The sequence below is a fragment of the Roseovarius pelagicus genome, from assembly GCF_025639885.1.
Taxonomy (GTDB): Bacteria; Pseudomonadota; Alphaproteobacteria; order Rhodobacterales; family Rhodobacteraceae; genus Roseovarius; species Roseovarius pelagicus.
In genome coordinates, this window is sequence record NZ_CP106738.1 from 2,598,117 (window position 1) to 2,621,126 (window position 23,010).

Here is a 23,010-nt window from a genome sequence, read left to right on the forward strand (position 1 = left end):
AAGGGCTAAGATTTCACCGCAGTCCCGCCACTATTGCGTGCGAGCGTTGTTCAAACCCGAAATTAACAATTGGGTTTGTAAGATTTCCGCAAAGGAGAGTTCGAGCATGGTTTATGTCCACAGTGATCCCACCGTCCAGGCCGGCGTTCTGGATTTCGTGCTGCGTGAACGGCGTCGCGCGGCCAACCTTCTGGATTGGCAGAATGCGTTGAAAAATCACGGCTACGCAGTGCAGCACACCGACAAGGGGGACTATGTGACCACCCTTCCGCATGGTGTCGAGATCTGCCGCCTACCGGATGGCGCGGCGATCTGATCCGCCAGCGACACCATAAATGATGAGGTGTATCGCGCGTAATAGCTGGCGCGGTACGATATGCAAAACATGCACCCTGCCGCACCAGCGGCGGGGTGCATTGGTCTGAGCCTTACGTCAGGCCGCGCCCAGATGCCGCCGACCTGTATGCCGGACTCGATTGTTCGCGGGGGCGTGCGATAGCGGCAGGCTGCTTTGAAACGCCCCCCCCTGACAGTGACGATTGATGTGCGATAGCGGGCTGGGCGTGACCCATTGATGGCCTGTCGGGTCGTTGCGGTTTTGTGAACAATGGGGCGGTGAATCCGAGAATGACCTCTAGTTCGCCACATTTCATCACGATTGTTGCCATGAGGCGGGATTATCCAATTCAAAGGACAAGATTGTAACAAGGTATGAAACGATGAATATTTCGACACAAAATGACAGCAACGCGGTTATGGAACTGGTGATGCGCGAGCGCCGCATGGCGGTATCGGATCGTGAATGGCAGCACCGTCTGCGCGGTTATGGTTATGCGATCCGTGACACGGATGAAGGCCGCATTCTGACGTCGCTGACCCGTGGTGCGAGCATTTGCAACCTGCCGAGCCATCTGGCCGCCTGATCGCAATCCGGTGACAGGGCGCGAAAAAAACGTCTTTTCCCGTCACGTTGCCAGAATTGCCAGCCGTCTCGTGCGGTCAGCAGTCGGGATGCCATGCGTCGATGATGGCGACGGCTTCTTGTGCTGTTTCGACGAACTGGAACAGTTCGAGATCCTCGGGTGAGATTGTACCGGCATCTGCCAGTGCTTCCCAGTTGATGATGGAACGCCAGAACTCCTCGCCAAAGAGCAGGAAGGGCACCCGGTTCATCCGATCGGTCTGAATCAGCGTCAGCGCCTCAAAGGTTTCGTCCAGAGTGCCGAACCCGCCGGGAAAGACGCAAATCGCCCGCGCCCGCATGAGAAAGTGCATCTTGCGGATCGCAAAATAGTGAAAGTTGAAGCAAAGCCCCGGCGTGACATATTCATTCGGGGCCTGTTCGTGGGGCAACACGATATTCAGGCCGATGGACGCGCCGCCCGCGTCATCCGCGCCACGATTGCCTGCCTCCATGACACCCGGCCCGCCGCCCGTGGCCACGACGAATTCACGCCCGTAAGAGGCCAGTGATTTCTCGGTCATCAATCGGGCGAATTCGCGCGCCTCATCATAGTATTTTGACAGGTCGGCCAGCGTCTTGGTACGTGCGTCGTCCTTCTTGGCAGGTTCGGGAATGCGTGCGCCACCGAAAAGGACGATGGTGCTGTTGATGCCGCGCTCGTTCAGGATCATTTCCGGTTTGAGCAGCTCTAATTGCAGGCGGACCGGGCGCAGTTCTTCGCGAAGCATGAAATCGGTGTCGTTGAAGGCCAGCTTGTACGCAGGCGCGCGGGTTTGCGGCGTATCGGGCACCTGTTCTGCGGTGCTGCGATCCGAATGGGCATCGCGAAACTGGCTCTGACGGTCGTCTTTCATGGGGTACTTGATCCTTGACTGGCATCTGTGATCTTGAGCGTAGAGCGGAACGCATCCCTTGACCAGCAGGAGCATCACATGGACTGGACCGACGAGATCAGCGCAGCGACCGCGCGTATTGCGGGCCATGTGCGGCGCACCCCGGTGGCGGATGTCGTGCTGGACGGACAGAGCGTGGCGCTGAAGCTGGAGCAAATGCAGCATACCGGTAGTTTTAAGGCGCGCGGGGCCTTCAACACGTTGCTGTCAGGGCCGGTGCCTGCGGCGGGTCTGGTGGCTGCGTCGGGGGGGAATCACGGCGCGGCGGTGGCCTATGCAGCGCGACGACTGGGCCATAAGGCGAGGATATATGTACCTGAAATGGCAGGCGCGGCCAAGATCACGCTGATCGAGCAACTGGGGGGCGATCTGGTGGTGGTGCCGGGTGCCTATGCCAACGCGCTGGAGGCGGCACAGACCTATGAGGCCGAAACCGGCGCTGCGCAGATCCATGCCTATGATGCGCCAATGACCGTGGCCGGGCAGGGCACCTGCATGGCCGAGTGGGAGGCGCAGGGCTTGGAGGCTGACACCGTGCTGATCGCGGTGGGTGGCGGCGGATTGATAGGCGGTGCGCTGGCGTGGCTGAGCGGACGGCGCAAGGTGGTCGGGGTAGAGCCGGAAACCTCCTGCGCGCTGCATGCGGCGCTGGCGGCGGGGCAGCCGGTGGATGTGGAGGTCTCAGGCGTTGCCGCCAACGCGCTGGGCGCGCGCCGGATCGGTGAGATATGCTTTGGACTGGCGGATGGCATCGCCTGCAGTTACGGTGCCGGATGCGGCGATCACGGCGGCGCAGCGGCTGCTGTGGCGCGAAATGCGGCAGCTGGTAGAGCCTGCCGGTGCGACCGCGTTGGCCGCGCTGATGTCCGGTGCCTATGTGCCGGAACCGGGCGAGCGGGTGGCGGTGCTGATCTGTGGCGGCAATGTCGCCCCTGATCCGCTGGCGTAGGGAATGCAGCCGCGTGGTGGAAAGGTATTTGGGGAAAGATGAAAGGCTGCGGGCTGTTGTGTGGTCAATTGCTTCGTACAGGTGCCCGGATATGTCGCAATGAGTGGATGACCTACGCTGTGCTATTCGCTATGGATGCGCGGAAACATCTTGATCGGAGCCTGCCCCAATGTCCAATGCCCAGTTAGAAATCGCCATCGACGCCGCCTGGGAGGCGCGCGACCAGATCACGCCCGCAACCGGTGGTGAAACCCGCGAGGCCATCGAGGCAACGCTGGCGGCACTCGATTCAGGAAAGCTGCGTGTGGCGGAGCCGCGCGAAGATGGCCAGTGGCATGTGAACCAATGGGCCAAGAAGGCCGTGCTGTTGGGGTTCCGTCTGAAAGACATGGAAGCGCAGCCGGGCGGCCCGCAGGGCGGCGGCTGGTGGGACAAGGTCGACAGCAAGTTCAAGGGCTGGGGCGAGGCGGAGTGGACCGGCGCGGGTTTCCGCGCGGTGCCAAGCTGTGTGGTGCGTAAATCGGCCTATATCGCGCCGGGTGTGGTGCTGATGCCGTCGTTTGTGAATCTTGGTGCCTATGTGGACGAGGGCACGATGGTCGACACATGGGCGACCGTGGGGAGCTGTGCGCAGATCGGTAAGAACGTTCATCTGTCGGGGGGTGTCGGAATCGGCGGTGTGTTGGAGCCGATGCAGGCCGGGCCGACGATCATCGAGGACAATTGCTTTATCGGGGCGCGCTCTGAGGTTGTCGAAGGTTGTATTGTACGCGAGGGCAGCGTGTTGGGTATGGGGGTCTTTATTGGCCAGTCGACCAAGATCGTGGATCGTGAAACCGGTGAAGTCATGTATGGCGAAGTGCCATCTGGGTCAGTCGTCGTGGCGGGGTCCATGCCGACGAAGAACAACATCAACCTTTATTGCGCTGTGATCGTAAAGCGGGTGGATGAGCGGACCCGGTCCAAGACATCCATCAACGAGTTGCTGCGTGCCTGAAGAGAAAAAGCCGAAGAAGCCGAGCCGCCAGCAGGTTTATACCCTGCTGGTGGAGATCGGGCGTAAAAAAGGCGATGGTCTGCCGGATAAGGCGACCGGCGCGGCGCTGGTCATTTACGCCAGTGGTGTGGATGAGGCTGAAGCCGTGCGTGAAACGGTGGCGATCCTGAAGCAGGCGGATACGGCGCCGCTGGATGTCAGCGGTTATGGAAGTCTGGCAGAGCGCGAAGAGGAAGGTCACGACATTTCGGATGAGGAACGCGCGCTGATGGGGCGCGCGCTGGACGAGAATTCGGTGATCGTGGCGCAGATGACGCCGTTTTTCGACGAAGCATAGGGCGGCGGGGTTTAGGCCGCGCGGTGTTTGGCCAGTGTGACGGCCTCGAACGGGCGCAGAACCGGCCAGATCGGGCTGGCATGTTCGGGCAGGCGGTGGCGCGGAGCGGCGTGCAGGATGCTCTGACCAAGGGCCTCTGGGTTGCGTCGCAAGCGGCCGATATAAAGGCTTTCTACCGGGCACCCACCGGCCAGAACGGCCGCGTGTTCGGGCAGCAGGATATGATGATAGGTCACCAGATCAGGGCCATCGGCGTAAAAGGCTGACGCGCCGTTGACCAAGTGTCGCGCGGGGACCAGCACGGCCTCTGTGCCGAACATGTAATCTACCTCGCTGCCACCGATCACCAGACGTTGATGCGGGGCCAGCAAGATATCATGCGCCAGCCCGAAGAAGGGGGCACGCAGACGGACGGGGCGCAGGCTACCACGGGCGGGCACAGTCTGGGACACGGTTTGCAAGACGGGCACGATGTCACCGGTGCTGGTCAACACTGTATCGCCGCGCCGAAGCCGCGCCGCAGGGATCGGACCACGCGGTGTTGCGATCGGTACATTTGCGGTCAAGCCCGGCATCGGTCCGATGGGTTCGACCTGATCCGAGACTGCCAGAAAATTTACATCGGCGTCCATTTCGCGCCGGGCGGGATAGCGTGTGATCATTTGCAGATCTTCCAGCGGCATGGGATGCGGCGGCGGCAGATTGCGGCTGCGGATACGACCGGCGGCCAGATGTTCCAGCGTCAGTCGTCCCCAGCGACGCGGGGCATCCCAGCTATAACTGACGCGCACCTGTTCGCTGCGCCCATCCAGATCGTGAGTAAGCGCGGCGTGACAGGTTTCGCCACCCATCGTCTCGACCAGAACGATCCCGCCGCTGGGCATGACCTGAAGCGACAGACCACCAGCCCAAGGTTGCGAGCGGTCAAAGCGCAGCAGGGTTTGCGGACGCCCCTCGGGCGAGAGGTGGGTTTCGACCAGCAACGTCCCACGTGGCACAATGGCGTCTGGCGGATGGTGCGCACCAATACCATCGTTCATCGGCATGGCCAGTCCGGCGTGGTTAAACCGGCCGTGCTGATGATCTGAAATGCCGATCCAACCCAAAGTCAAGCCGCCCGCATATGGCCGCCAAGGAGCAGGTGCGCCTCGTACCGTTTTAGCGTTCGCCGCGCCGCCGGGCTGTATCCGATGCCGGTTTCACGATCGATCTCGGGGAAGATTGTGCAGATCTCATCGACAATCTCGGCTTCAAAGCTGTTGGCGGTCTGGGGACCGGGCAAGAAGCTTTCGGTCTCCAATCCTTCGGAAAACACCACCTGATGGCGATCAAAGAGGATGTGCACGTAATCCACCAAACCGCCTTCTATCTGCCGAACGGAATGGTCATTGACCAGATCGCGGGCGGCCACCAGCACCTCGGTATCGCCAAAGAGCAGCTCGGCCAGTGCGTCACGGATCAACACCCGGTGCAGTGGTGACAAGAAGAGATCTCCGTGATTTCCAAAGGTGCCCGCAGCGATGAAGATCGGGGCGAAATTGCCCTTTGCCTCGACGCGGCGTTCGCCGATCCAGCGCAGGGGTTGGGCACCCTCGTCGCGAGTCATGACCAGATCGCCGGGTGCCAGCGTTTCCACGGCAACCGGGCCGTCGGGTGTCTCGATCATTGTGCCGGCGACAAAGCAGGGCACCGAATCCACCAGAACGAACCCGGTGTCGCTGATTCCGGTATCTGACAGGACGGTATAGGTATAGTTGAACTGTTCAGTATTGCCGTCACCATTCATGGTGAGCGTGCCGTCGGGGTTCAGCTTGACTGACTGGCCGGTATTGAGGAACACCGTGTCGCCCGGTGTTACCTGTTGGCCGTTGATATGGGTGATGGTCAGGCTACCGCCCGACGGCACGGTGTCATTGTCTAATACGTCGACGGTGCGCGATCCATCCGGGTCCAGCCGATAACTGTCATCATTGGCGACCACGCTGCCTTGGATGCTGCCACCGGCAATCAGCAGGGTCGAATCGTAATTGCTGTCGCTGACATCGGCGATACCGATGCGGATCGAATTGACGACGCCATCATTGACCGGGATCGTCATCGTCAGGTTCACGGTGAACCCGTCCATCTCTGTGTTGTATTGATCACCGGTGTTGTCGATGAAGAGGTTCTGGTTCGCACCGGCGTTCAGGTTGTTGGGATCGATATCGCCATCGCCCACGCCTAGCTGAATCTGGGTGCCATTGATCCAGACGCCGACGAAATCCTGAAAAGAGCCAACGGCATATTCAGGATATTCCTCTGAGGCAAAGACAAACTGCATCGTCAGCACATCGCCATCAGGGATGAAATCGACGTCTATATAGGATGCATCATAAGTATTGGTGCCGGCCGCAGCGTTGAACTGAGCGTTGTTGTTCTCGCCGCTGGAACTGCTGGTGGTGGAGGAGCTTTCGTTCGACTGCCATCTGTTGTTATTGGTGAAATAGCGTAAATCGCCGGTCGAGAACATTACGCCAGTGTCGCCGGGTGTTACGGCGTCCGAGATTGAATCGCCATCGGAATAGATGCCAGAGCTGTCGCGGTCGCCGGTATAAGACGCGCTGACGATGGTGACATCGCTGCCAAACATCTCTTGTGCCATTTCATCCGCGCTGGCGCGTCTGTCGATCGGTAGTTCTCTGCCTGCAACCATGTCCTGCCCCAGCCCAATTGCCGGAGACAACGCAAACACGCAGTCGGGCGGGTATGTCCCGCCTCGCCGTCATCGATCGCTGATGCGATCTGCTCGATCTGGGGCCTGTTGCGGCCCCTCTGCTGTTGCCCTGCCTCGGGTCACTTTATTATTGAGATTGTTTGTATCAAGGTTTTTGCGTTCTGTTAAGACATATCCATGCGTCGGTTTCGCTATGCGGCAGGTTTGCCCCGGTTGGAAAATCGCGGTACCCGTGTTCCACGCTGAATTACCCGTGAGAGATCTGATGCAAAACACCCCCACCGATCCCGTCGAGTTGACTGCCGCACTGGTGCGCTGTCCGTCTGTCACCCCCGCAGAGGGGGGGGCACTGGTGCTGCTGCAAGGTCTGCTGGAGGGGGCAGGGTTCACCTGTACGCGTGTGGACCGGGCCGGGGTGCCAAACCTCTATGCTCGTTGGGGCGACAAGGGTGCCGCGCGCAGTTTCGGGTTCAACGGACACACGGATGTGGTGCCGTTGGGCGATGAAGCCGCGTGGAGTGTGCCGCCTTTTGGTGCCGAAATCAGGGACGGTTATCTGTGGGGGCGTGGTGCGACGGATATGAAATCCGGGGTGGCGGCCTTTGCCGCGGCAGCGATTGATTTTGTGCGCGAAACGCCACCTGATGGGGCTGTTATTCTGGCAATCACGGGTGACGAAGAAGGGGATGCCGTGGATGGAACCACGGCGCTGCTGGACTGGATGGATGGTGCGGGCGAGGCGATGTCGGTCTGTCTGGTCGGAGAGCCGACCTGCCCGGACACCATGGGTGAGATGATCAAGATCGGGCGGCGCGGCTCGTTGAATGCATGGATCACGATCACCGGCGAGCAGGGGCATTCAGCCTATCTGCACCGTGCCCGGAACCCAATACCTGTGATGGCGCGGCTGGTCGACCGATTGTCGTCGCATGTGCTGGATGAGGGCACCGCGCATTTCGACCCGTCCACATTGGCCGTGGTGACGATCGACACCGGCAATCTGGCGACCAACGTGATCCCGGCCAGCTGCCGCGCCACGCTGAATATCCGTTACAACGACGCCCATAGTGGTGCATCTCTGACGGCATGGCTGCAATCAGAGATAGATGCGGTCTGTGCTGAATTTGGTGTGAGCGGCGCGATGGAGGTGAAAAACTCTGGCGAAAGTTTCGTGACCCCACCCGGCGCATTTTCCGATCTGGTCGTCGCGGCGGTCGAGGCGGAAACCGGGCATCGCCCGGTTCTGTCCACCTCGGGTGGCACGTCTGATGCGCGGTTCGTCAAGGATCATTGCCCGGTTGTCGAATGCGGTCTGGTGGGACTGACGATGCATCAGGTGGACGAGCGGGTGAATGTGGAGCAGATTGGCCAGCTCAAGGCGATCTATGGGCGTATTCTGCGCGATTACTTTGGCTAGGGTTGGCGCGCCGAGCCGTCAGCGCCTCGTTGTCATGCTGAAAGAGCCGCGTCCCGGTCGGGTGAAAACCCGGCTGGGGAGTGACATCGGCATGGTGCCCGCTGCGTGGTGGTTCCGGCATCAGACGGCGCGGTTGTTGCGGCGCATCGAGGATCCGCGCTGGGATTTGATCCTAGCGGTGTCGCCGGATCATATAGGACTGAACAGCCGTGTCTGGCCTGCGCATTTGCCGCGTATCCCGCAGGGGGGCGGATCGCTGGGCGACCGGATGGCGCGGATCATGCGGCGGATGCCGCCCGGCCCTGTCTGTATCATCGGTGGGGATATTCCGGGTGTGACGCGGGCTCATATCGCGCGGGCATTTGGTGCGTTGGGCGATCATGGGGCGGTTTTTGGTCCCGCACCTGACGGGGGCTATTGGCTGACCGGTCTGAAACGCACCGCGGCCGTCCCTGTCAGTCTTTACCAAGGTGTGCGCTGGTCCAGCGCGCATGCCCTGCGCGACAGTATCGCCACGCTGCCCGGTGTGCGGGTTGCGCTGACTGACACGTTACGGGACGTTGATACGGCCGCCGATCTGGAGATACGGGCGCACTAGACGCCCGTACCCGAGTTAGTTGGTTATGATCTCCGGCCCCATCATCATGTTGGGCAAGAAGGTCGATATCCACGGGATATAGGTGATCATGATCAGGAACACGAAGAGCACCATCAGGAACGGTAGTGCCGCCTTGACCACATCCATCATCGGCATGCCCGCGACACCAGAGGTGACGAAGAGGTTGAGCCCCACGGGTGGCGTGATCATTCCGATTTCCATGTTCACGACCATGATGATGCCCAGATGGATCGGGTCGATCCCCAACTCGATGGCGATGGGGAACACCAGTGGGGCGACGATCACCAACAGGCCGGATGGTTCCATGAACTGACCGCCGACGAGCAGAATCAGGTTAACCACGATCAGGAACATCACCGGGCCAAAGCCGGCGTCCAGCATCGAATTGGCCACCATCTGTGGAATCTGTTCCTCGGTCAGGACATGTTTGAGGATCAGCGCGTTGGCGATCACGAACATCAGTGTGACTGTCAGCTTACCCGCCTCGAACAGTGTCTGGCGCGTGTCGCGATGAAAGAACGCGGTGATCACGGCCTGCGGAGCCTGCAGGATACTCTTGCGGGGTTGTCCGCCCCTTGCGGCCAGCGGCCCCATATCGCGGTAGATGAAACATGCCACGAAGAAGGCGTAGACCGATGCAACGGCTGCCGCCTCGGTGGGCGTGAAGAATGCGCCGGTGACGCCGGGGATGCCATAGATACCGACCATGATGATCACGATCAGCAGCAGACCCCAAGCGGCATCGCGGAACGAGGCGCCGATTTCGCCCCAGCCCTGCCATTGACCTGCAGGCATGTCCTTGATCCGGGCCATGACGTAGATCGCGATCATCAGCATGATCCCGGCCATCAGCCCCGGCAGGACACCAGCCAGGAACATCCGGCCAACGGACACCTCGACCGCCGCCGCATAAACCACCATCACGATGGAGGGCGGGATCAGGATGCCCAGCGTGCCCGCGTTACAGATGACACCGGCGGCGAATTCCTTGGAATAGCCTGCCTGTTTCATTGCGGCGATCACGATAGATCCGATGGCGACCACGGTGGCGGGTGACGATCCCGAAAGAGCGGCGAACATCATGCAGGCGAAAACGCCCGAAATGGCGAGGCCGCCGCGCAAATGTCCGACGCAGGCGATGGAAAAGCGGATGATCCGCTGCGCCACGCCGCCGGTGGACATAAAGCTGCTGGCGAGGATGAAGAACGGAATGGCGAGCAGGGTGAAATGGCCCTCGAATGCCTGAAACAGTGTCTGTGCCACAGATGCCAGCGTCGTGTCCGAGAACCACAGCAGAAAGAGGACGGAAGACATGCCGAGCGAGACCGCAATCGGTACACCGATCAGCATCAGGCCGATGACCATCACAAAGAGTAGAAGAACGGTCATTGGGCTATCTCCCCGCGTTGTTCTTTGACTTCGCGGATTTCATCCTCGACCTCGTGGCTGGCCACAAGCCTGTCAATCTTGCCCGTCCAGAGCCGCACTGCGACCTGACAGAACCGAAAGAGCAACAAGGCCATTGAGAGTGGCAGCACCAGATAGGGGATCATGCGGGGCATCTTGTTATACGCCTCGCCTTCGTTGAACGCGTCCTCCATCCAGCGCAGGATGCCGGGAAGGGGCACGTCGTTCACTTCGTACCAACCTTTGGCCAGATACTTGTCCTCGAACCCCAGCGGGAACCAGCGACCGTCAGTGGCGGGCAGGTTGGCAAAATTGGCCCAATAATCCCAAGCGCCCTTGAACAGCAAGAACGAGAACGCGATGCAGACTGCGACCGAGATCAGGCCCAGCAGGCGGCGCGTGGGTGGTGACACCATGTTGATCACCACGTCAACGCCCAGATGCGCGCCTTTCTTGACGGCATAAGATGCGCCCAACAGGACCAGCCAGCCAAACAGAAAAACGGTCAGTTCCAGCCCCCATAGAATGCTGGAGTTCAAACCCTTGCGCGCCACGACATTGGCAAATGTCAGTAGTGTCATCGCACCCAGCAAAAGCGCGATCAGGTTTTCTTCGATTTTGTCAGTAAAATTTTGCCCCGGTTTCGGATGCATCTTGTCCCCTCCCCAATGCGCCCCCGAGAGGGCAGTGGGGCCCGGCGATGTCGCCGGGCCCCTGAGTGTCACGCCTTACATGCCGGCGTTGATTTCCTGCGCCGCGTCGATGTTGTCCTGACCGACGTCTTCGGCGAACTGCTCCCAGACGGGTTTCATCGTGTCGACCCATTTCTGACGCTGCTCGGCATCCAACTCGCGCACGGTGCCGCCTGCGTCGATGACCGACTGACGAGCGGCTTGGTTCACCGAATAGGATTCGGCGTTACGCGTTTGGGTCACTTCGCTGAGGATGGTCAGGAACTGGTCGCGGGTGTCCGCATCCAGACTGTCCAGCCATTCGACGGACGTCACAACCATGTAGTCGATGACGCCGTGGTTGGTTTCGGTGATGCCGTCCTGCACTTCGAAGAACTTCTTGCCGTAGATGTTCGACCAAGTGTTTTCCTGACCGTCGACAACGCCCTGTTGCAGTGCGCCATAAACCTCGGCAAAGGCCATTTTCTGTGGAATGCCGCCGATGGCTTCCATCTGGGCAACCAGCACGTCAGAGCTTTGGACACGGAAGCGCAGGCCGTTGGCGTCGCTCGGCTCGATCAGCGGCTTGTTCGCCGACATCTGTTTCATGCCGTTGTGCCAGAAGGCCAAGCCCTGAAGGCCGCGGCGCTGCATGGCGTTCTTCATGCTCTGACCTGCGTCGGAAGCTTGGAACGCGTCGACCGCGTCGATGTTCTTGAACATGAAAGGCAGATCGAAGAGGCGGTATTGCTTGGTGAAGGCCTCGAATTTCGACAACGAAGGCGCGGCCAGTTGCACGTCGCCTTGCAGCAGTGCCTCCAGCACCTTGTTGTCGTCATAGAGTGTCGAGTTCGGGAACACTTCCATACAGGCCTTGCCGTTCATCTCGTCATTGACGCGCTGCTCCAGCAGCGAGGCGGCGATGCCTTTGGGGTGTTTGTCGGTGTTGGTTACGTGGCTGAATTTGATGACAACCTCGCCATCGTCGCAGGCCGCTGATGCGGTTCCCGCGGTTGCGCCAAGTGCCAGTGCGGCCGCGGCAACTGCTGATACAAATCTCATAGTGGTTCCTCCCATAGTGAGTGCAGCAAAATGTCGTGGGGACGTCCCATTAACGTCCTCGCAGCGTAACAGACACCGAGGGCCGGATTCTCGCAAGCAAAAGCTGTGGATGCGTGAACGGAGTAATAATACCTGTTTTTTCAGTCTGTTGCGGGCTGGTTTGGGCGAGGGGGATGCCGCCGCGTCAACGGGTGAGCGAGAATCCACACGGGGTAATCCTTTGCCTGTGCGGATTCTCGCACAGTCTTAGCGAAAGCGGTCCGCCTTGATGCCGTGGCGCGCCAGTTTATCGTAAAAAGTCTTGCGCGGAAGCTTGAGCGCGCGGGCCGCCTCGGTTGCGTTGCCCTGATGACGTTCCAGTGCCGCGCCGAGCAGCGAGCGTTCGACCGCTGCCATTTGTTCGGTCAGCCCCATTTCTTCGGCGGTTTCACTGCCGCCTAGTCCCAGCGCATAGCGCATTGCCGCGCTCATCAGTGCGCGGGCGTTACCGGGCCAGTCCTGCGCCATCAGACGGCTGATAACCTCGGGGGTGACGTCTGGTTCGCGAAGGTTGGCCTGTTCGCAGGCGACTGACAGGTAATGACGGAACAGGATCGGGATGTCCTCGGGGCGTTCACGCAGTGCAGGGATGCGTACATGCATCACGCTGAGACGATAGTAGAGGTCAGGATTGAACCGTCCGTCATGCGCCTCGGCATTCAGATCGCGGTAGCTGCCTGCGATCACGCGCAGGCTGGGCGCGCTTTCCAATGTGTTAAGCAGGGCAAACTGGGTTTCGGCGGATAATGCTGCGACCTCGTCAATGAAAAGCGTGCCACCCGCAGTCTGTGATGCGGCAGAATGCAGGGCCTCGGGGTTCAGCGCGGCCGCGGCGCGTTTTTCGAATGGTCGGGTGGATCCGGCAGACAGCAGATGGATCACCTCGGCCACCTTGGCATTGCCCGCACCGGGCGGGCCGGTTACCAGCGCCTCGGTACTTGCGCGGGCCACGGCGCGGACCTGCGCGCGCAAATCCTCGGCCAGTTTGGAGCGACCGATCAGCATACGCGAGGCTGCATCGCCAGTCTCGAGCGCGGTTTTCAACGCCCGGTTTTCCAGCACCATTGCACGAGTGCGCTGGGCTTTTTCCACCACAGCGATCAGATCCTGCGGGCTGCATGGTTTTTCGAGAAAGCTGAAAGCGCCCGCCGACATGCCGCGCACGGCCATCGGTATATCGCCTTCGCCGGTCAGCAGGATCACCGGCAGGTCAGGATCGGTCGACTGGGCGTATTCCAACAAGGCAAAGCCGTCCTTGCCGGGCATTCGGATGTCGCTGACCACGACGCCGGCAAAGCCGGGTTTAATGTGGTCCTTGGCCTCGATATAGCTGCCGGCCAGTTGCACCTGCATATCGGCCAGCGTCAGGGTCTGGCCCAAAGCCTCGCGCACGGCGATATCGTCATCCACCACCAGAACCGGCATTCTCATGCGGCTACCTCTGCGCACGATGTGGCCAGCCGCACGGTAAAGATCGCACCGCCCTGTGGATGATTTCGCCCATGTATCGCGCCTCCAAAGCTTTGCACCAGCCCGTAGGAGATCGACAGGCCCAGCCCCATGCCCTCTTCTGAGGCACCGACCTGTTTGGTGGTGTAGAAGGGGTCAAAAATCTTGCCCGCGTCAACCAACCCCGGTCCGGTGTCGCGCACTGTGACCTCGACATGATCCATGCCGGGCGTCACGTTGATCTCTAACCGCTTGGGAGTGCGGTCAACCATTGCATCCAGTGCATTGGTCACAAGGTTCAGCAACACCTGTTGCAGACGCACCTCGCCGCCTTGGACCGGTGGCACACCCGGCTGCGGGCTCCAGTCTACGGTCACGCCCTCTGTGCGCAGGCGGCTGTCAGTCATTTCCAGTACCGACGACACCACGGATACGATGTCCACGTCAGTCATCGGCTCGTTTTCCTGTCGGGCAAAGGCGCGCAGGTTCTTGATGATCCGCGCCATGCGGCGGGATAGGTCCGCGATGCGGTCCAGATTGGCGCGGGCCTCGACCGTGCGCCCCTTGTCGAGAAACAGTGCGGCATTTTCGGAAAACGACCTGATCGCCATCAGTGGCTGGTTCAACTCGTGGCTGATCCCGGCGGACATCTGGCCCAGTGCGCTCAGTTTGCCCGCCTGTACCAGATCGGCCTGCGCACGGCGCAGGGCATGTTCGGCTTCCTTGCGTTCGGTCACTTCGTGGCGCAGGGCGGTGTTGGCGGCGGCCAGTGCAGCCGTGCGGCGCGCGACCCGTTGCTCTAGCCCGGCATTGGCCAAGGCCAGCGTGCGGCGGCGTTCCAGTACAAGGAACAGAACTGCACCAAATGCCAGACAGAGGGCCGCGACAACGGCGGCCTGCAATCCGGCGATGCGCTCTGCCGGGGCGGTGCTGATCAATGCCCGTCCGGTCAGCCCGATAACCGGCAATGGTTGTTCGCGGTAAACGGCGCGGCGCGGCACATAGGGGCCTGCGGCGTTCGTCCAGATCTCGATCCCTCCGATCTGTTGGGTTGTCGTCGGCGCAAAGTCTGCCGGAGCGCCGGTACCAAAGTTGCGAAACAGAAGTTCTGACCGATTGGTGACGAAAACCTGATCATGCTTGTCGGTAAAGAACACGACCTGCGGTGCGCCGCGCCAATCGCTCTCCTCTACCGCCTCCATGTCGACGCGCACGGCAATCGCGCCTTGGGGGTATGTGCCCGAAAACACCGGAGCCATGAAGGTGAACGTGCGCGTTGCCCCGTCGGTGGCGCGACCATGATCCAGCCCGAGCGCGCCGGTCATGGCGCGGGCAAAGGCGGGTTTGTCCCCGGAATGCGCCATTGGCGGGCCATCACTGGATGTCGCGGTGACCTGACCGTTGGCGGCGAAAAAGGCGACCTCGAACGCGCCGCTTTGGTCGGCCACGTCGAGAAAGAGGGCCTCGATCCCGCTGGCGTCACCTGATTGCGCCAGCCGAACCACATCCGGGTGATCGGCCAGTCGCACCGCGATCAGCCGATAACGCGCCAATTGCCCTACGAGCCGGTCGGCAGCTAGACGCAGGTCGGCCGCGCCGCGGTCGGCAACCTGCACAAGGCTGGTGCGATATCCCAGCCACCACGCGCCGCCAGACAGCAACGCGGTGATGCCCAGAAAAATCAGTATCGCCAGTGGCCTGCGCATCTGTGTCCTCTCCCCGGCTATACCTTAGAAAGTTGGGGGGAAGAAAACAAATGGCACGGACCGGGAACTACCTGCCTTGGCCGATATGTGTGATCTGCTGGCAAAGCTGCGCGGCAGCGGACAGGCTGCGCGCCGTGGTGCGGGCCATATCGGGCAAGATCATCCATTCCAGCGCCCATGCCGCACCAGAGCGTTCGTGTTCATGGACCAAAGCGTGATGCATTCCGGCGACCTGCGTCGCGTTATAGCGCGCAAGGGTGACGAGAAGTTCGGCCAGAATCGGATTTTGCTTGTGCGGCATGGCAGAGGATCCGCCGCCACCTGAGAGCGCGATTTCGTCGATGCCCTGTGTCGCCATCAGGCTGATATCCTGCCCCATTTTGCCCAATGTGCCGGTAATCAGGGATAGCAGATTTGCGTATTCCACGATCCCGTCGCGCATCGCGTGCCATGCCTTGCCCGGATTGGTCAGACCAAGTCGCGCGGCCATGTCGGCGGCCATTGCGTCAGCGTTCGGCGTGAGGGCGGCGCGGTCACCCACCGCACCGCCCAGTTGCAGACACTCGACGCGCGGGCGCAATTGATCCAGCCGCGTATGGTGCAGGTCCAGCGGTTGCGCCCATGTGCTCAGACGATCCGCCACAGTGATCGGCAACGCGGCCTGCATCCGGGTGCGACCCATGATCTGGTTATCGCCAAATCGCTGAGACAGGTCTGCCAGTGCTCCTGACAGTTGGTTTAGCCGCTCGGATAGTATGGGGTTAAATTCTCGTATCGACAGGGCCAGCGCGGTGTCCATCACATCCTGCGACGTGGAGCCGGTATGCACCGCCTTGGCGTTCTCGCCCGCTGCCTGCCGCAGTTGCGCCACGAGGGCCGGAACAGGCAGGCCATCGCGCGCGGTGCCGTGATGCAGATCGGTCATATCGGTGTCGAACTGTTCAATCATCGAGGCGGTTGTCTGGGCGACACCAGAAGAGATCGTTCCGACGGCCCCCAAAGCGCGGGTGAATGCGGCCTCGAACATCAGCATATGCGACAACTGGCGTTCGGGGGCCCAGATCGCTGCGGCCTCGGCATCGTCAAACAGGCCGCCCAGCCACGGGTGATTGAAAACGCCGCTCATGCCGGGTGTGCTGCGACCTGCCGCAATCCCAGAATGTCCCGCGCCTGTTGCCATGTGGCGACGGGGCGTTCGTATTTGTCGCACCGATCGCCCGCCCGCTGCACGAGGGCCACATTCGCGGGGGCAAGCCGCACGTTGTCTTCCAGCCCCGCGCCGGAACGCAGGCCGGTGGACATTTGCACGATCATGCCGGGGCAATGTGCCTCAATCCCCGCCTTCAGCCGGGCGCAGCGTTCCGGATCAGACGTGGGTTTGCCATCCGCATCGCGGACATGGCAATGGGCGATGGACGCCCCAGCCTCGAACGCCTCTTGGGTACTTTCTATCTGTTCGGCGATGGTGATCGGCACTGCCGGGTTGCTGGCCTTGGCCACGACCGACCCGGTGATTGCAACGCAGATGATACATGGGTTTGGCATGGGGGAGGTCCTCAGATGTCGAAAAATACGGTTTCGTCCTCACCTTGCAGGCAGATGTCGAAGTGATAGCTGTCGCCATCCGCCCGCGCGATCAATGTCTGTCGGCGATGGGTCTGCTCGATCAGGTTCAGGACCGGGTCCGCCGCGTTGGCGGTCTCTTGATCGGCAAAATACATCCGTGTGTTCAGCCCGGTGTTGATGCCGCGCGCCACCAGCCACAGGTTCAGGTGCGGGGCCATCATCCGACCGTTGCGGCCCATGACCTGTCCCGGTTTCACGGTTTTGATCGTAAACATGCCGCTGTCAAAATCGGGAATCACCCGTCCCCAACCGCGAAACCCGTCCGCAACGGTGCCTTGTCCGGGGTAGATGCCATCGGCATCGGCCTGCCAGACTTCGATCAGCACGTCCGTGACGGGTGCGCCGGTGCCATCGGTCACGGTGCCGGTCACGGTGATGCGGGTGCCCGGTGCGTTCGGGCCTGCGATGTCGCGACCCAACTCGGTGCGGTAGATGTCAAAGCCCGCATCGCCGGGGGCCAACCCGATATGGACGAATGGCCCGGCGGTCTGTGACGCGGATTCCTTGAGATAGCTCAGCGATTGCACCATGATCAGTTCCCCTCGGGGCGGGTTTCGAAATACGTGGACCGGTGTCCGCGCAGAACGATGTCGAATTTATACGCAATACTGTCGAGCGGAATCGTCGCATTCAAGTCCAGCGCCGCGACCAGCTGATCAATCGCGCGCTGGTCGGGGATGGTTCGCACGATCGGGCATTGGGCAATCAGCGGATCGCCTTCGAAATACATCTGCGTGATCAGGCGCTGGGCAAAGGCGGTGCCAAAGACCGAGATATGGATATGCGCTGGCCGCCAGTTATTGACCCAGTTGCGCCACGGGTAGGCGCCCGGTTTGACCGTGCGAAAGGTGTAATAGCCGTTCTCATTGGTCAGGGTCCGCCCGCAGCCGCCAAAATTAGGGTCGATGGCGGCGAGGTACATGTCTTTCTTGTGCCGATACCGCCCACCTGCATTGGCCTGCCATATCTCGACCAGCGTATTGGGAACCGGGCGCGCGTTTTCGTCCAGAATGCGGCCATGCACGATGATCCGCTCACCAATAGGATCGCCGGATTTTGCGTAGTTGCGCAGCAGGTCGTTGTCGATTTCATCAATGTCACCATGCCCAAAGGTGGGGCCAGTCAGCTCGCTCGCCGTGCTTTCCAACGACAAAAGTGCAAGGCGTGGGGCGCGTGCCACGCTGGTTTTGTAATCCGGGGCCAGTGCGGGAGGATGCCATTCGCGGTCGCGCTGATACAGATCTTTGGTTGTCATGTCTGCTCCTCCTCCATTTCCGCGTAGGTCTGCTTGGCCAGCTTGATTGCGTGGTTGGCTGCGGGCACGCCTGCGTAGATCGCAACGTGCTGGAACACTTCGATCACGTCCTGTTTACTGGCGCCGGTATTGGCGGTGGCACGGATGTGCATCGGAATTTCTGCAAAATTGCCGGTTGCGGCCAGCAGGGCGAGCGTCAGCATTGAGCGTTCGCGCCATGATATGGCGTCTGACGCCCAGACCGTGCCCCACGCGCCTTCGGTGATGAGGGACTGAAACGCGGTGTCAAACTCGGTTTTATCCGCTTCAGCGCGATCCACATGGGCATCGCCCAATACGGCGCGGCGCACGGACATGCCGGTGTCGAATGTGTCGGTCATGATCTAGATCCCCCTTGATCCCCCTTGATCCCCCTTGGACCACATCAGACGTTGCCGCGTCAGATTGCAACCCGGAGAAACCCGGTGCAATCGTTGCGCGGTACCCTGTGTCGTTACCCTGTCGCAGGCCGATTTCATAGAACATGCCGCCAGCATACCCGAACCCGGGTGTGATGTGGCGTCCTGCAATGGTGTCCAGCAACAGCCACCAAGCGCCCATATTCAGTCGATCGGTTGCTCGGTATTCGTGTCGTATGGAAAAGTGGTGAGCCCGTCCGGGTTCGAACCGGAGACCTACTGATTAAAAGCGGCCAAAAATGGATTTCGCCAGTTTTCGCCGCGCTGCGCTAAACTATCATAAATAACTGATAAAGAATGTTTATTCTTGACGTCACCTGCGCTCAAGTCGCATCAACTAACCCACGAAACGCTGCACAAGTCTTCCGATAGGCTTCCGGATTTGGTGGGAAACGATGGTGAAACTGACGGCGCGACACGTTGAGAATGTAGCACCTGAACGCAAGGAACGCATCCTTTGGGATGATGATCTGAGCGGTTTTGGCCTGCGCAGTTATCCGAGCGGTCGTAAGGTTTATATTGTCCAGTACAAGCTACACGGGCGCACCCGGCGCAAGACGTTGGGAAAGCATGGTGTCGTGACAGCAGATGAGGCCCGCAGAGGGGCCAAGCTGGTGCAAGCCGACGTCGCACGTGGCGCGGACCCGTCAGCAGAGCGCAAAGCCCGTCTGCGCAGTCCCACAATCAAGGCGTTGGGGGAACGGTTCCTGAAAGAACACGTTGCGCTGCATTGCAAGCCAACGACCCTATACGACTACCGCAACCTCTTGCGAGGCGTGGTGAACCCTGTTTTGGGTGGCATCAAGGTCTCCGAAATTACCTTTGCCGACATACAAACCTTTCACCTCAAACGGCGCGACACGCCCTATCAGGCCAATCGTGGCGTCATGGTTCTGTCCAAAATGCTTAACCTCGCAGAGGATTGGGGATTGCGTGCGATGAACACCAACCCGACCCGCAGGCTCAAACGCTATCCTGAAGTTGAGAAGAAACGTTATCTGGACGATAGCGAACAAGAGCGGTTGGGTAGCGTTTTGGCCAATATGTTGGCGAGCGGCGAAATCACCCGCTACGTCTTTGCAGCGTTCTATCTGTTATTGTTGACGGGTTGCAGGCTTGGAGAAATCCAGAAACTGAAATGGGATTACGTTACACGTACCCATCTTGAGCTGCCAGACAGCAAGACGGGACGCAGGCGCATTCCACTTCCGCGGGAGGGGCGTGCCCTAATCGACACGTTAGAGCGCCGTGAGGGCAATCCTTACGTTATATTGGGCGGTCATGGGACGGGCCATTACAACGACCTGCAAAAGCCGTGGCGCAAGATCAGGGCACGTGCTGGTTTAGAGGACGTTCGCCTGCACGACCTACGGCACACCTACGCATCAGTCGCGGTTATGAACGGGATTGACCCGTTCACGCTGAAAGAAATCCTTGGCCACAAGAACCTGTCTACAACGTTGCGGTATGTGCATTTGTCAGATGATGCAGTGCAAAAGGCGGCGGGCCAGATCGCTAACCGGCTTGCGGCGACCTTGGGAAGTGTGGCGTAACTCTTCTAACCAACGCTATTGTTCTCCATACAACTTATACGACAAAAGAAATCGTGGTTCGGAAAATCACTGCATTGGGCATGTAGAGGGAAGATGGTGGTAAACAATGATCGTTATAAGTTTGACTGTATCGACCGTAGTGAGGTGAGTGCCCGCCTTTCGGGCGAAGTTGTTTCCAAACTGCATGATCGCTTTTCATTTTCGACTGATTTAGGTGATTTCAGAGAGCGCCTTGTGCATATACTATCTCGGTTCGAGCGACGGCGATCCATTGCGCACCAACCACTCAAGAAAGTGCGACGAAAACTGTTTATGAATGTTGAGAAAGCAACGTCGCAACTGCTCGAAACTCCTGAAGACTTAAGTGCATACTTACTTGAAAATCTTGTTTATCAAATGAAGTATGATGCTCTTGACGATTGGCTTAAATCCACGAGTTCCATATTCGATACGGACCCTCCGCCCAGCCCGACCCTTGACGAAACAGAACGATTTTTGAAATTGTTACATCGGGCCAGCAAGCAAATGTTGGTTGATTTGGATTTCAAACCAGAAAGCAATCCAGAAGAAGAGGTGGAGACCAACCAAGCTTACTCTAGAGCGCCGCTCGACGATCTTATCACTGACGTTCAAGGAACTTTGCAGCACCACAATTCAGGTAAGAATAGTGCAACTTGTTACTACAATGCGATTAAAGGCGAATATTGTGGCGCGCTCTATGAATTTACAAAACTACTCTTGGATTCCTATGCCCCCGACAGCTACTTTAGTAACGCTGCACTGGGGAAGCGCATCACGCGCGTTTTGAAAAAGGACACATGAGCTTGAGCTTATTCTCAGCTGTCCTTTGATTACGGATCCATTACGCTGCAGTTTCCTTAGACAACAACTAAGGAGACCTTTGATGCATTCCCCGACAACAATACCTGCCCAAAATGATCAACTCATTGACGAGCGCGAAGCGGCGTCGATCCTTTGTTACTCGGTGCGCGCGCTACAGAATTGGCGGCACCGTGGCGGCGGGCCAGACTTTGTAAAAGTCTCGTCCCGGTCGATCCGCTATCGCCGCGCCGATCTGGAAAAATGGATCGCGAGCCGCACGGTTTCCAATACCACGCAACATATCTGACATTCAGTTTTGCCTTTGGCGGGTTGGTAGCGCGCTAAAGGATTTTGGGGCCGGATGGCTTTCAAACAGGGCGCGCGTTCAAACGGCAGCGTGCGCCCTTTCTTTGTCTACCGCTCACCCGACATGAAAGGAAATTCATATGACGAAAGCACCCAGCCACAAGGTCAGGCTTGGCCTGATAACGGCAACAATCTGGGACAATAGCGGCTTCTACAGCGTTGATCTTTCGCGGTCTTACAAGGACAGCAGCGGCGATTGGCAGAACTCGACCAGCTTCACCCACAACGATCTCTTGAACGTCGCCAAATGTGCCGAGCGCGCGGAAATCTGGATTGCGAGGCAAGCCAATGCAAACAAGTAACTCAGGATCACCCCAAGCCATACGGCCCCAAAACCAAAGCTACCCCGCCGGAGGCACCAACGAGATCAAGCCAAAACAAAAGACCCGCAACGGTAGCAGGCAGACTGGGGTGATTGAAGCACCCCAGTCTGGAAATACCGATCCGCATGGCATGACGGTTTTGCATCGTGGCTTTGACACGCTGGCGCTCGCAGTCAGGGCCAACATTTCAGCCGAGTTGTTTGAATATCTGCAAGCTGAGAAAGATCGCGCCGACGAGGAACGCCGCGAGGTGCTGATTGACTACAACGGCGTCAAACTCCACCTCAAAGCCTATGGCGGGCACGGCTACCACTTTATAGCCAGTGGCGGACCGGACGGTGCGACGTGGTTTTTCAAGAAACCCAACGCCAAGGATGATTGGGGTATCCGCCTGTCGTTTGGCTCATCCTTCATGGCTCTCAACGGTTTGGGACGCGCCAAGACACATGTCGAGGATACCTTGCAGCGGCTAGGCGTTCGCTTTGGCCCCGATGACGTCAGTATATCGCGCGCGGATTTCTGCGTTGATATTCACGCGCCGGGCTTTGTGCTGAACCCGGAACAGTTTGTCATGCATAGCGCGGCAGATCGGCGGGATCATCTGGTGGAAACTGAAAAATCCGTTAACGGAAAATCAGGCCGGGTCACATCGGTTACAATAGGAGGCAGCCGTAACCGGCAGGTCATTGCCTATGACAAACGGGCCGAGGTGATCGCCCATTCCAAAACCTATTGGTGGGATATCTGGAACCATACGTTACGCAACATGGACGCAGGTCAGCCCCGTAACGTTACCTTACATAGGGCCGATACCCCGCCCGCGTCGCTATCACCTGATCCCGCGCACGCCGATGCCAACCGGGTCTGGCGGGTAGAGTTTCGGGCGGGCAAGGATTTGCTCAAAGACACATGGGGCATCCGCACATGGCAGCAGTTCTTTGATCGCTTCGGTGATCTTTGCCGCCAATCGGGCGAGGTGGTCCGTTATACTCAACCTGATCCGGCTGACAGCAACCGCGCCCGCTGGCCTAATCATCCGCTCTGGGAAATCGTCTGCGCGGAAATGAACGATGATCTGGTGGAAATGCGCAGCGGGGCCGATCCCCACCCGATGAAAGAGGTCCACCGCGAAGAACATATCAGCCTGATCTTTCGCAATGTGCTCGGGTGTAGCATCACATTGGCGGCGCTGCATGGTCGACAGCAGGACGAGCTGCCCGGCATGTTCACCGATCTTGCCGCTCAGATGCAGGCCAGGGTTAAGGCCGATCCGGGCAAAACAGCAAAGCAGCTGCACGCGGCAAAGGAACGCTATGTGTTCATCCAAAAAATGGACGGTGCATCCCGTAACGTTACGTAGGGATCATCCGGCACCGGCAATTCC

At 59.5% G+C, this 23,010-nt stretch carries 24 protein-coding genes and 1 pseudogene; 12 read left to right on the top strand and 13 right to left on the bottom strand.

Annotated elements, in window-relative coordinates:
- Positions 1–106: 106 nt before the first annotated feature.
- Entirely contained in the window at positions 107–316 is a 210-nt protein-coding gene (locus N7U68_RS13900) for a hypothetical protein (RefSeq protein WP_165194587.1), read from the top strand.
- 403 nt (positions 317–719) lie between these two features.
- Positions 720–923 carry a hypothetical protein gene (locus tag N7U68_RS13905; protein ID WP_165194585.1) on the top strand — a complete coding sequence of 68 codons (204 nt, stop codon included), beginning with the start codon at positions 720–722 and terminating at the stop codon, positions 921–923.
- 76 nt (positions 924–999) lie between these two features.
- Here N7U68_RS13905 and N7U68_RS13910 read toward each other — a convergent pair whose 3' ends face one another.
- Entirely contained in the window at positions 1,000–1,818 is an 819-nt protein-coding gene (locus N7U68_RS13910; protein ID WP_165194583.1) for an LOG family protein, read from the bottom strand.
- Between the two features lie 78 nt (positions 1,819–1,896).
- On the opposite strand from N7U68_RS13910, the pseudogene N7U68_RS13915 reads away from it, so the two are divergent.
- The 3 genes and pseudogenes from N7U68_RS13915 (at position 1,897) to N7U68_RS13925 (ending at position 4,140) form a co-directional block, all read left to right on the top strand.
- A pseudogene (locus N7U68_RS13915) lies at positions 1,897–2,806 on the top strand (threonine/serine dehydratase).
- A gap of 169 nt (positions 2,807–2,975) precedes the next feature.
- Positions 2,976–3,803, top strand: coding sequence for a 2,3,4,5-tetrahydropyridine-2,6-dicarboxylate N-succinyltransferase (gene dapD / locus N7U68_RS13920; RefSeq protein WP_263047189.1), 828 nt, complete (start codon positions 2,976–2,978; stop codon positions 3,801–3,803).
- Positions 3,796–4,140: a DUF8846 family protein gene (locus tag N7U68_RS13925; RefSeq protein ID WP_165194577.1), complete on the top strand. Its 345-nt coding sequence runs from the start codon at positions 3,796–3,798 to the stop codon at positions 4,138–4,140. The genes dapD and N7U68_RS13925 overlap by 8 nt, the downstream gene beginning before the upstream one ends.
- A gap of 11 nt (positions 4,141–4,151) precedes the next feature.
- Here the strand turns inward: N7U68_RS13925 and N7U68_RS13930 are convergent, their stop codons facing one another.
- Together N7U68_RS13930 and N7U68_RS13935 are read right to left on the bottom strand one after the other, a co-directional pair.
- Complete coding sequence (locus N7U68_RS13930; protein WP_263047190.1) at positions 4,152–5,186, bottom strand: Hint domain-containing protein; 1,035 nt, start codon at positions 5,184–5,186, stop codon at positions 4,152–4,154.
- A gap of 62 nt (positions 5,187–5,248) precedes the next feature.
- Complete coding sequence (locus N7U68_RS13935; RefSeq protein WP_263047191.1) at positions 5,249–6,832, bottom strand: Hint domain-containing protein; 1,584 nt, start codon at positions 6,830–6,832, stop codon at positions 5,249–5,251.
- A gap of 286 nt (positions 6,833–7,118) precedes the next feature.
- Between N7U68_RS13935 and dapE the strand changes: the two genes are divergently transcribed.
- Complete coding sequence (gene dapE / locus N7U68_RS13940) at positions 7,119–8,270, top strand: succinyl-diaminopimelate desuccinylase (protein WP_263047192.1); 1,152 nt, start codon at positions 7,119–7,121, stop codon at positions 8,268–8,270.
- Positions 8,239–8,868, top strand: a complete 630-nt coding sequence (locus N7U68_RS13945) for a TIGR04282 family arsenosugar biosynthesis glycosyltransferase (protein WP_263047193.1) — start codon at positions 8,239–8,241, stop codon at positions 8,866–8,868. The genes dapE and N7U68_RS13945 overlap by 32 nt, the downstream gene beginning before the upstream one ends.
- Positions 8,869–8,883: 15 nt before the next feature.
- Here the strand turns inward: N7U68_RS13945 and N7U68_RS13950 are convergent, their stop codons facing one another.
- The 10 genes from N7U68_RS13950 to pcaC all read right to left on the bottom strand — a co-directional run bounded on the left by N7U68_RS13950 (position 8,884) and on the right by pcaC (position 18,484).
- Positions 8,884–10,278 carry a TRAP transporter large permease gene (locus N7U68_RS13950; RefSeq protein ID WP_165194573.1) on the bottom strand — a complete coding sequence of 465 codons (1,395 nt, stop codon included), beginning with the start codon at positions 10,276–10,278 and terminating at the stop codon, positions 8,884–8,886.
- The gene (locus N7U68_RS13955) at positions 10,275–10,949 is read right to left on the bottom strand and encodes a TRAP transporter small permease (RefSeq protein ID WP_165194571.1); all 675 of its coding nucleotides are present in this window, start codon (positions 10,947–10,949) and stop codon (positions 10,275–10,277) included. Before N7U68_RS13955 ends, N7U68_RS13950 begins: the two co-directional genes overlap by 4 nt.
- Before the next feature lie 75 nt (positions 10,950–11,024).
- Positions 11,025–12,029 carry a DctP family TRAP transporter solute-binding subunit gene (locus N7U68_RS13960; RefSeq protein ID WP_263047194.1) on the bottom strand — a complete coding sequence of 335 codons (1,005 nt, stop codon included), beginning with the start codon at positions 12,027–12,029 and terminating at the stop codon, positions 11,025–11,027.
- 246 nt (positions 12,030–12,275) lie between these two features.
- Positions 12,276–13,499, bottom strand: coding sequence for a sigma-54-dependent transcriptional regulator (locus tag N7U68_RS13965; RefSeq protein WP_263047195.1), 1,224 nt, complete (start codon positions 13,497–13,499; stop codon positions 12,276–12,278).
- On the bottom strand, positions 13,496–15,223 hold the full coding sequence (locus N7U68_RS13970; RefSeq protein ID WP_263047196.1) for an ATP-binding protein: 1,728 nt from the start codon (positions 15,221–15,223) through the stop codon (positions 13,496–13,498). Before N7U68_RS13970 ends, N7U68_RS13965 begins: the two co-directional genes overlap by 4 nt.
- A 67-nt stretch (positions 15,224–15,290) precedes the next feature.
- Complete coding sequence (locus tag N7U68_RS13975; RefSeq protein WP_263047197.1) at positions 15,291–16,349, bottom strand: 3-carboxy-cis,cis-muconate cycloisomerase; 1,059 nt, start codon at positions 16,347–16,349, stop codon at positions 15,291–15,293.
- Positions 16,346–16,768, bottom strand: coding sequence for a 3-keto-5-aminohexanoate cleavage protein (locus tag N7U68_RS13980; RefSeq protein ID WP_263047198.1), 423 nt, complete (start codon positions 16,766–16,768; stop codon positions 16,346–16,348). Before N7U68_RS13980 ends, N7U68_RS13975 begins: the two co-directional genes overlap by 4 nt.
- Before the next feature lie 11 nt (positions 16,769–16,779).
- Positions 16,780–17,379 carry a protocatechuate 3,4-dioxygenase subunit alpha gene (pcaG, locus tag N7U68_RS13985; protein WP_263047199.1) on the bottom strand — a complete coding sequence of 200 codons (600 nt, stop codon included), beginning with the start codon at positions 17,377–17,379 and terminating at the stop codon, positions 16,780–16,782.
- Positions 17,380–17,381: 2 nt separating this feature from the next.
- Positions 17,382–18,104, bottom strand: a complete 723-nt coding sequence (gene pcaH, locus N7U68_RS13990; protein ID WP_263047200.1) for a protocatechuate 3,4-dioxygenase subunit beta — start codon at positions 18,102–18,104, stop codon at positions 17,382–17,384.
- Positions 18,101–18,484: a 4-carboxymuconolactone decarboxylase gene (gene pcaC, locus N7U68_RS13995; protein WP_263047201.1), complete on the bottom strand. Its 384-nt coding sequence runs from the start codon at positions 18,482–18,484 to the stop codon at positions 18,101–18,103. Before pcaC ends, pcaH begins: the two co-directional genes overlap by 4 nt.
- 473 nt (positions 18,485–18,957) lie before the next feature.
- Here pcaC and N7U68_RS14000 point away from each other — a divergent pair, with 473 nt between their 5' ends.
- The 5 genes from N7U68_RS14000 to N7U68_RS14020 all read left to right on the top strand — a co-directional run bounded on the left by N7U68_RS14000 (position 18,958) and on the right by N7U68_RS14020 (position 22,986).
- The gene (locus N7U68_RS14000) at positions 18,958–20,115 is read left to right on the top strand and encodes a site-specific integrase (protein ID WP_263047202.1); all 1,158 of its coding nucleotides are present in this window, start codon (positions 18,958–18,960) and stop codon (positions 20,113–20,115) included.
- 93 nt (positions 20,116–20,208) lie between these two features.
- Positions 20,209–20,937 (top strand): hypothetical protein, encoded by a 729-nt coding sequence (locus N7U68_RS14005; protein WP_263047203.1) that lies wholly within the window; start codon positions 20,209–20,211, stop codon positions 20,935–20,937.
- Positions 20,938–21,019: 82 nt separating this feature from the next.
- On the top strand, positions 21,020–21,244 hold the full coding sequence (locus N7U68_RS14010; RefSeq protein ID WP_263047204.1) for a helix-turn-helix transcriptional regulator: 225 nt from the start codon (positions 21,020–21,022) through the stop codon (positions 21,242–21,244).
- Between the two features lie 139 nt (positions 21,245–21,383).
- Positions 21,384–21,605, top strand: a complete 222-nt coding sequence (locus N7U68_RS14015) for a hypothetical protein (protein ID WP_263047205.1) — start codon at positions 21,384–21,386, stop codon at positions 21,603–21,605.
- Positions 21,606–21,714: 109 nt separating this feature from the next.
- Positions 21,715–22,986, top strand: coding sequence for a hypothetical protein (locus tag N7U68_RS14020; RefSeq protein ID WP_263047206.1), 1,272 nt, complete (start codon positions 21,715–21,717; stop codon positions 22,984–22,986).
- The last annotated feature ends 24 nt before the right edge of the window (positions 22,987–23,010 follow it).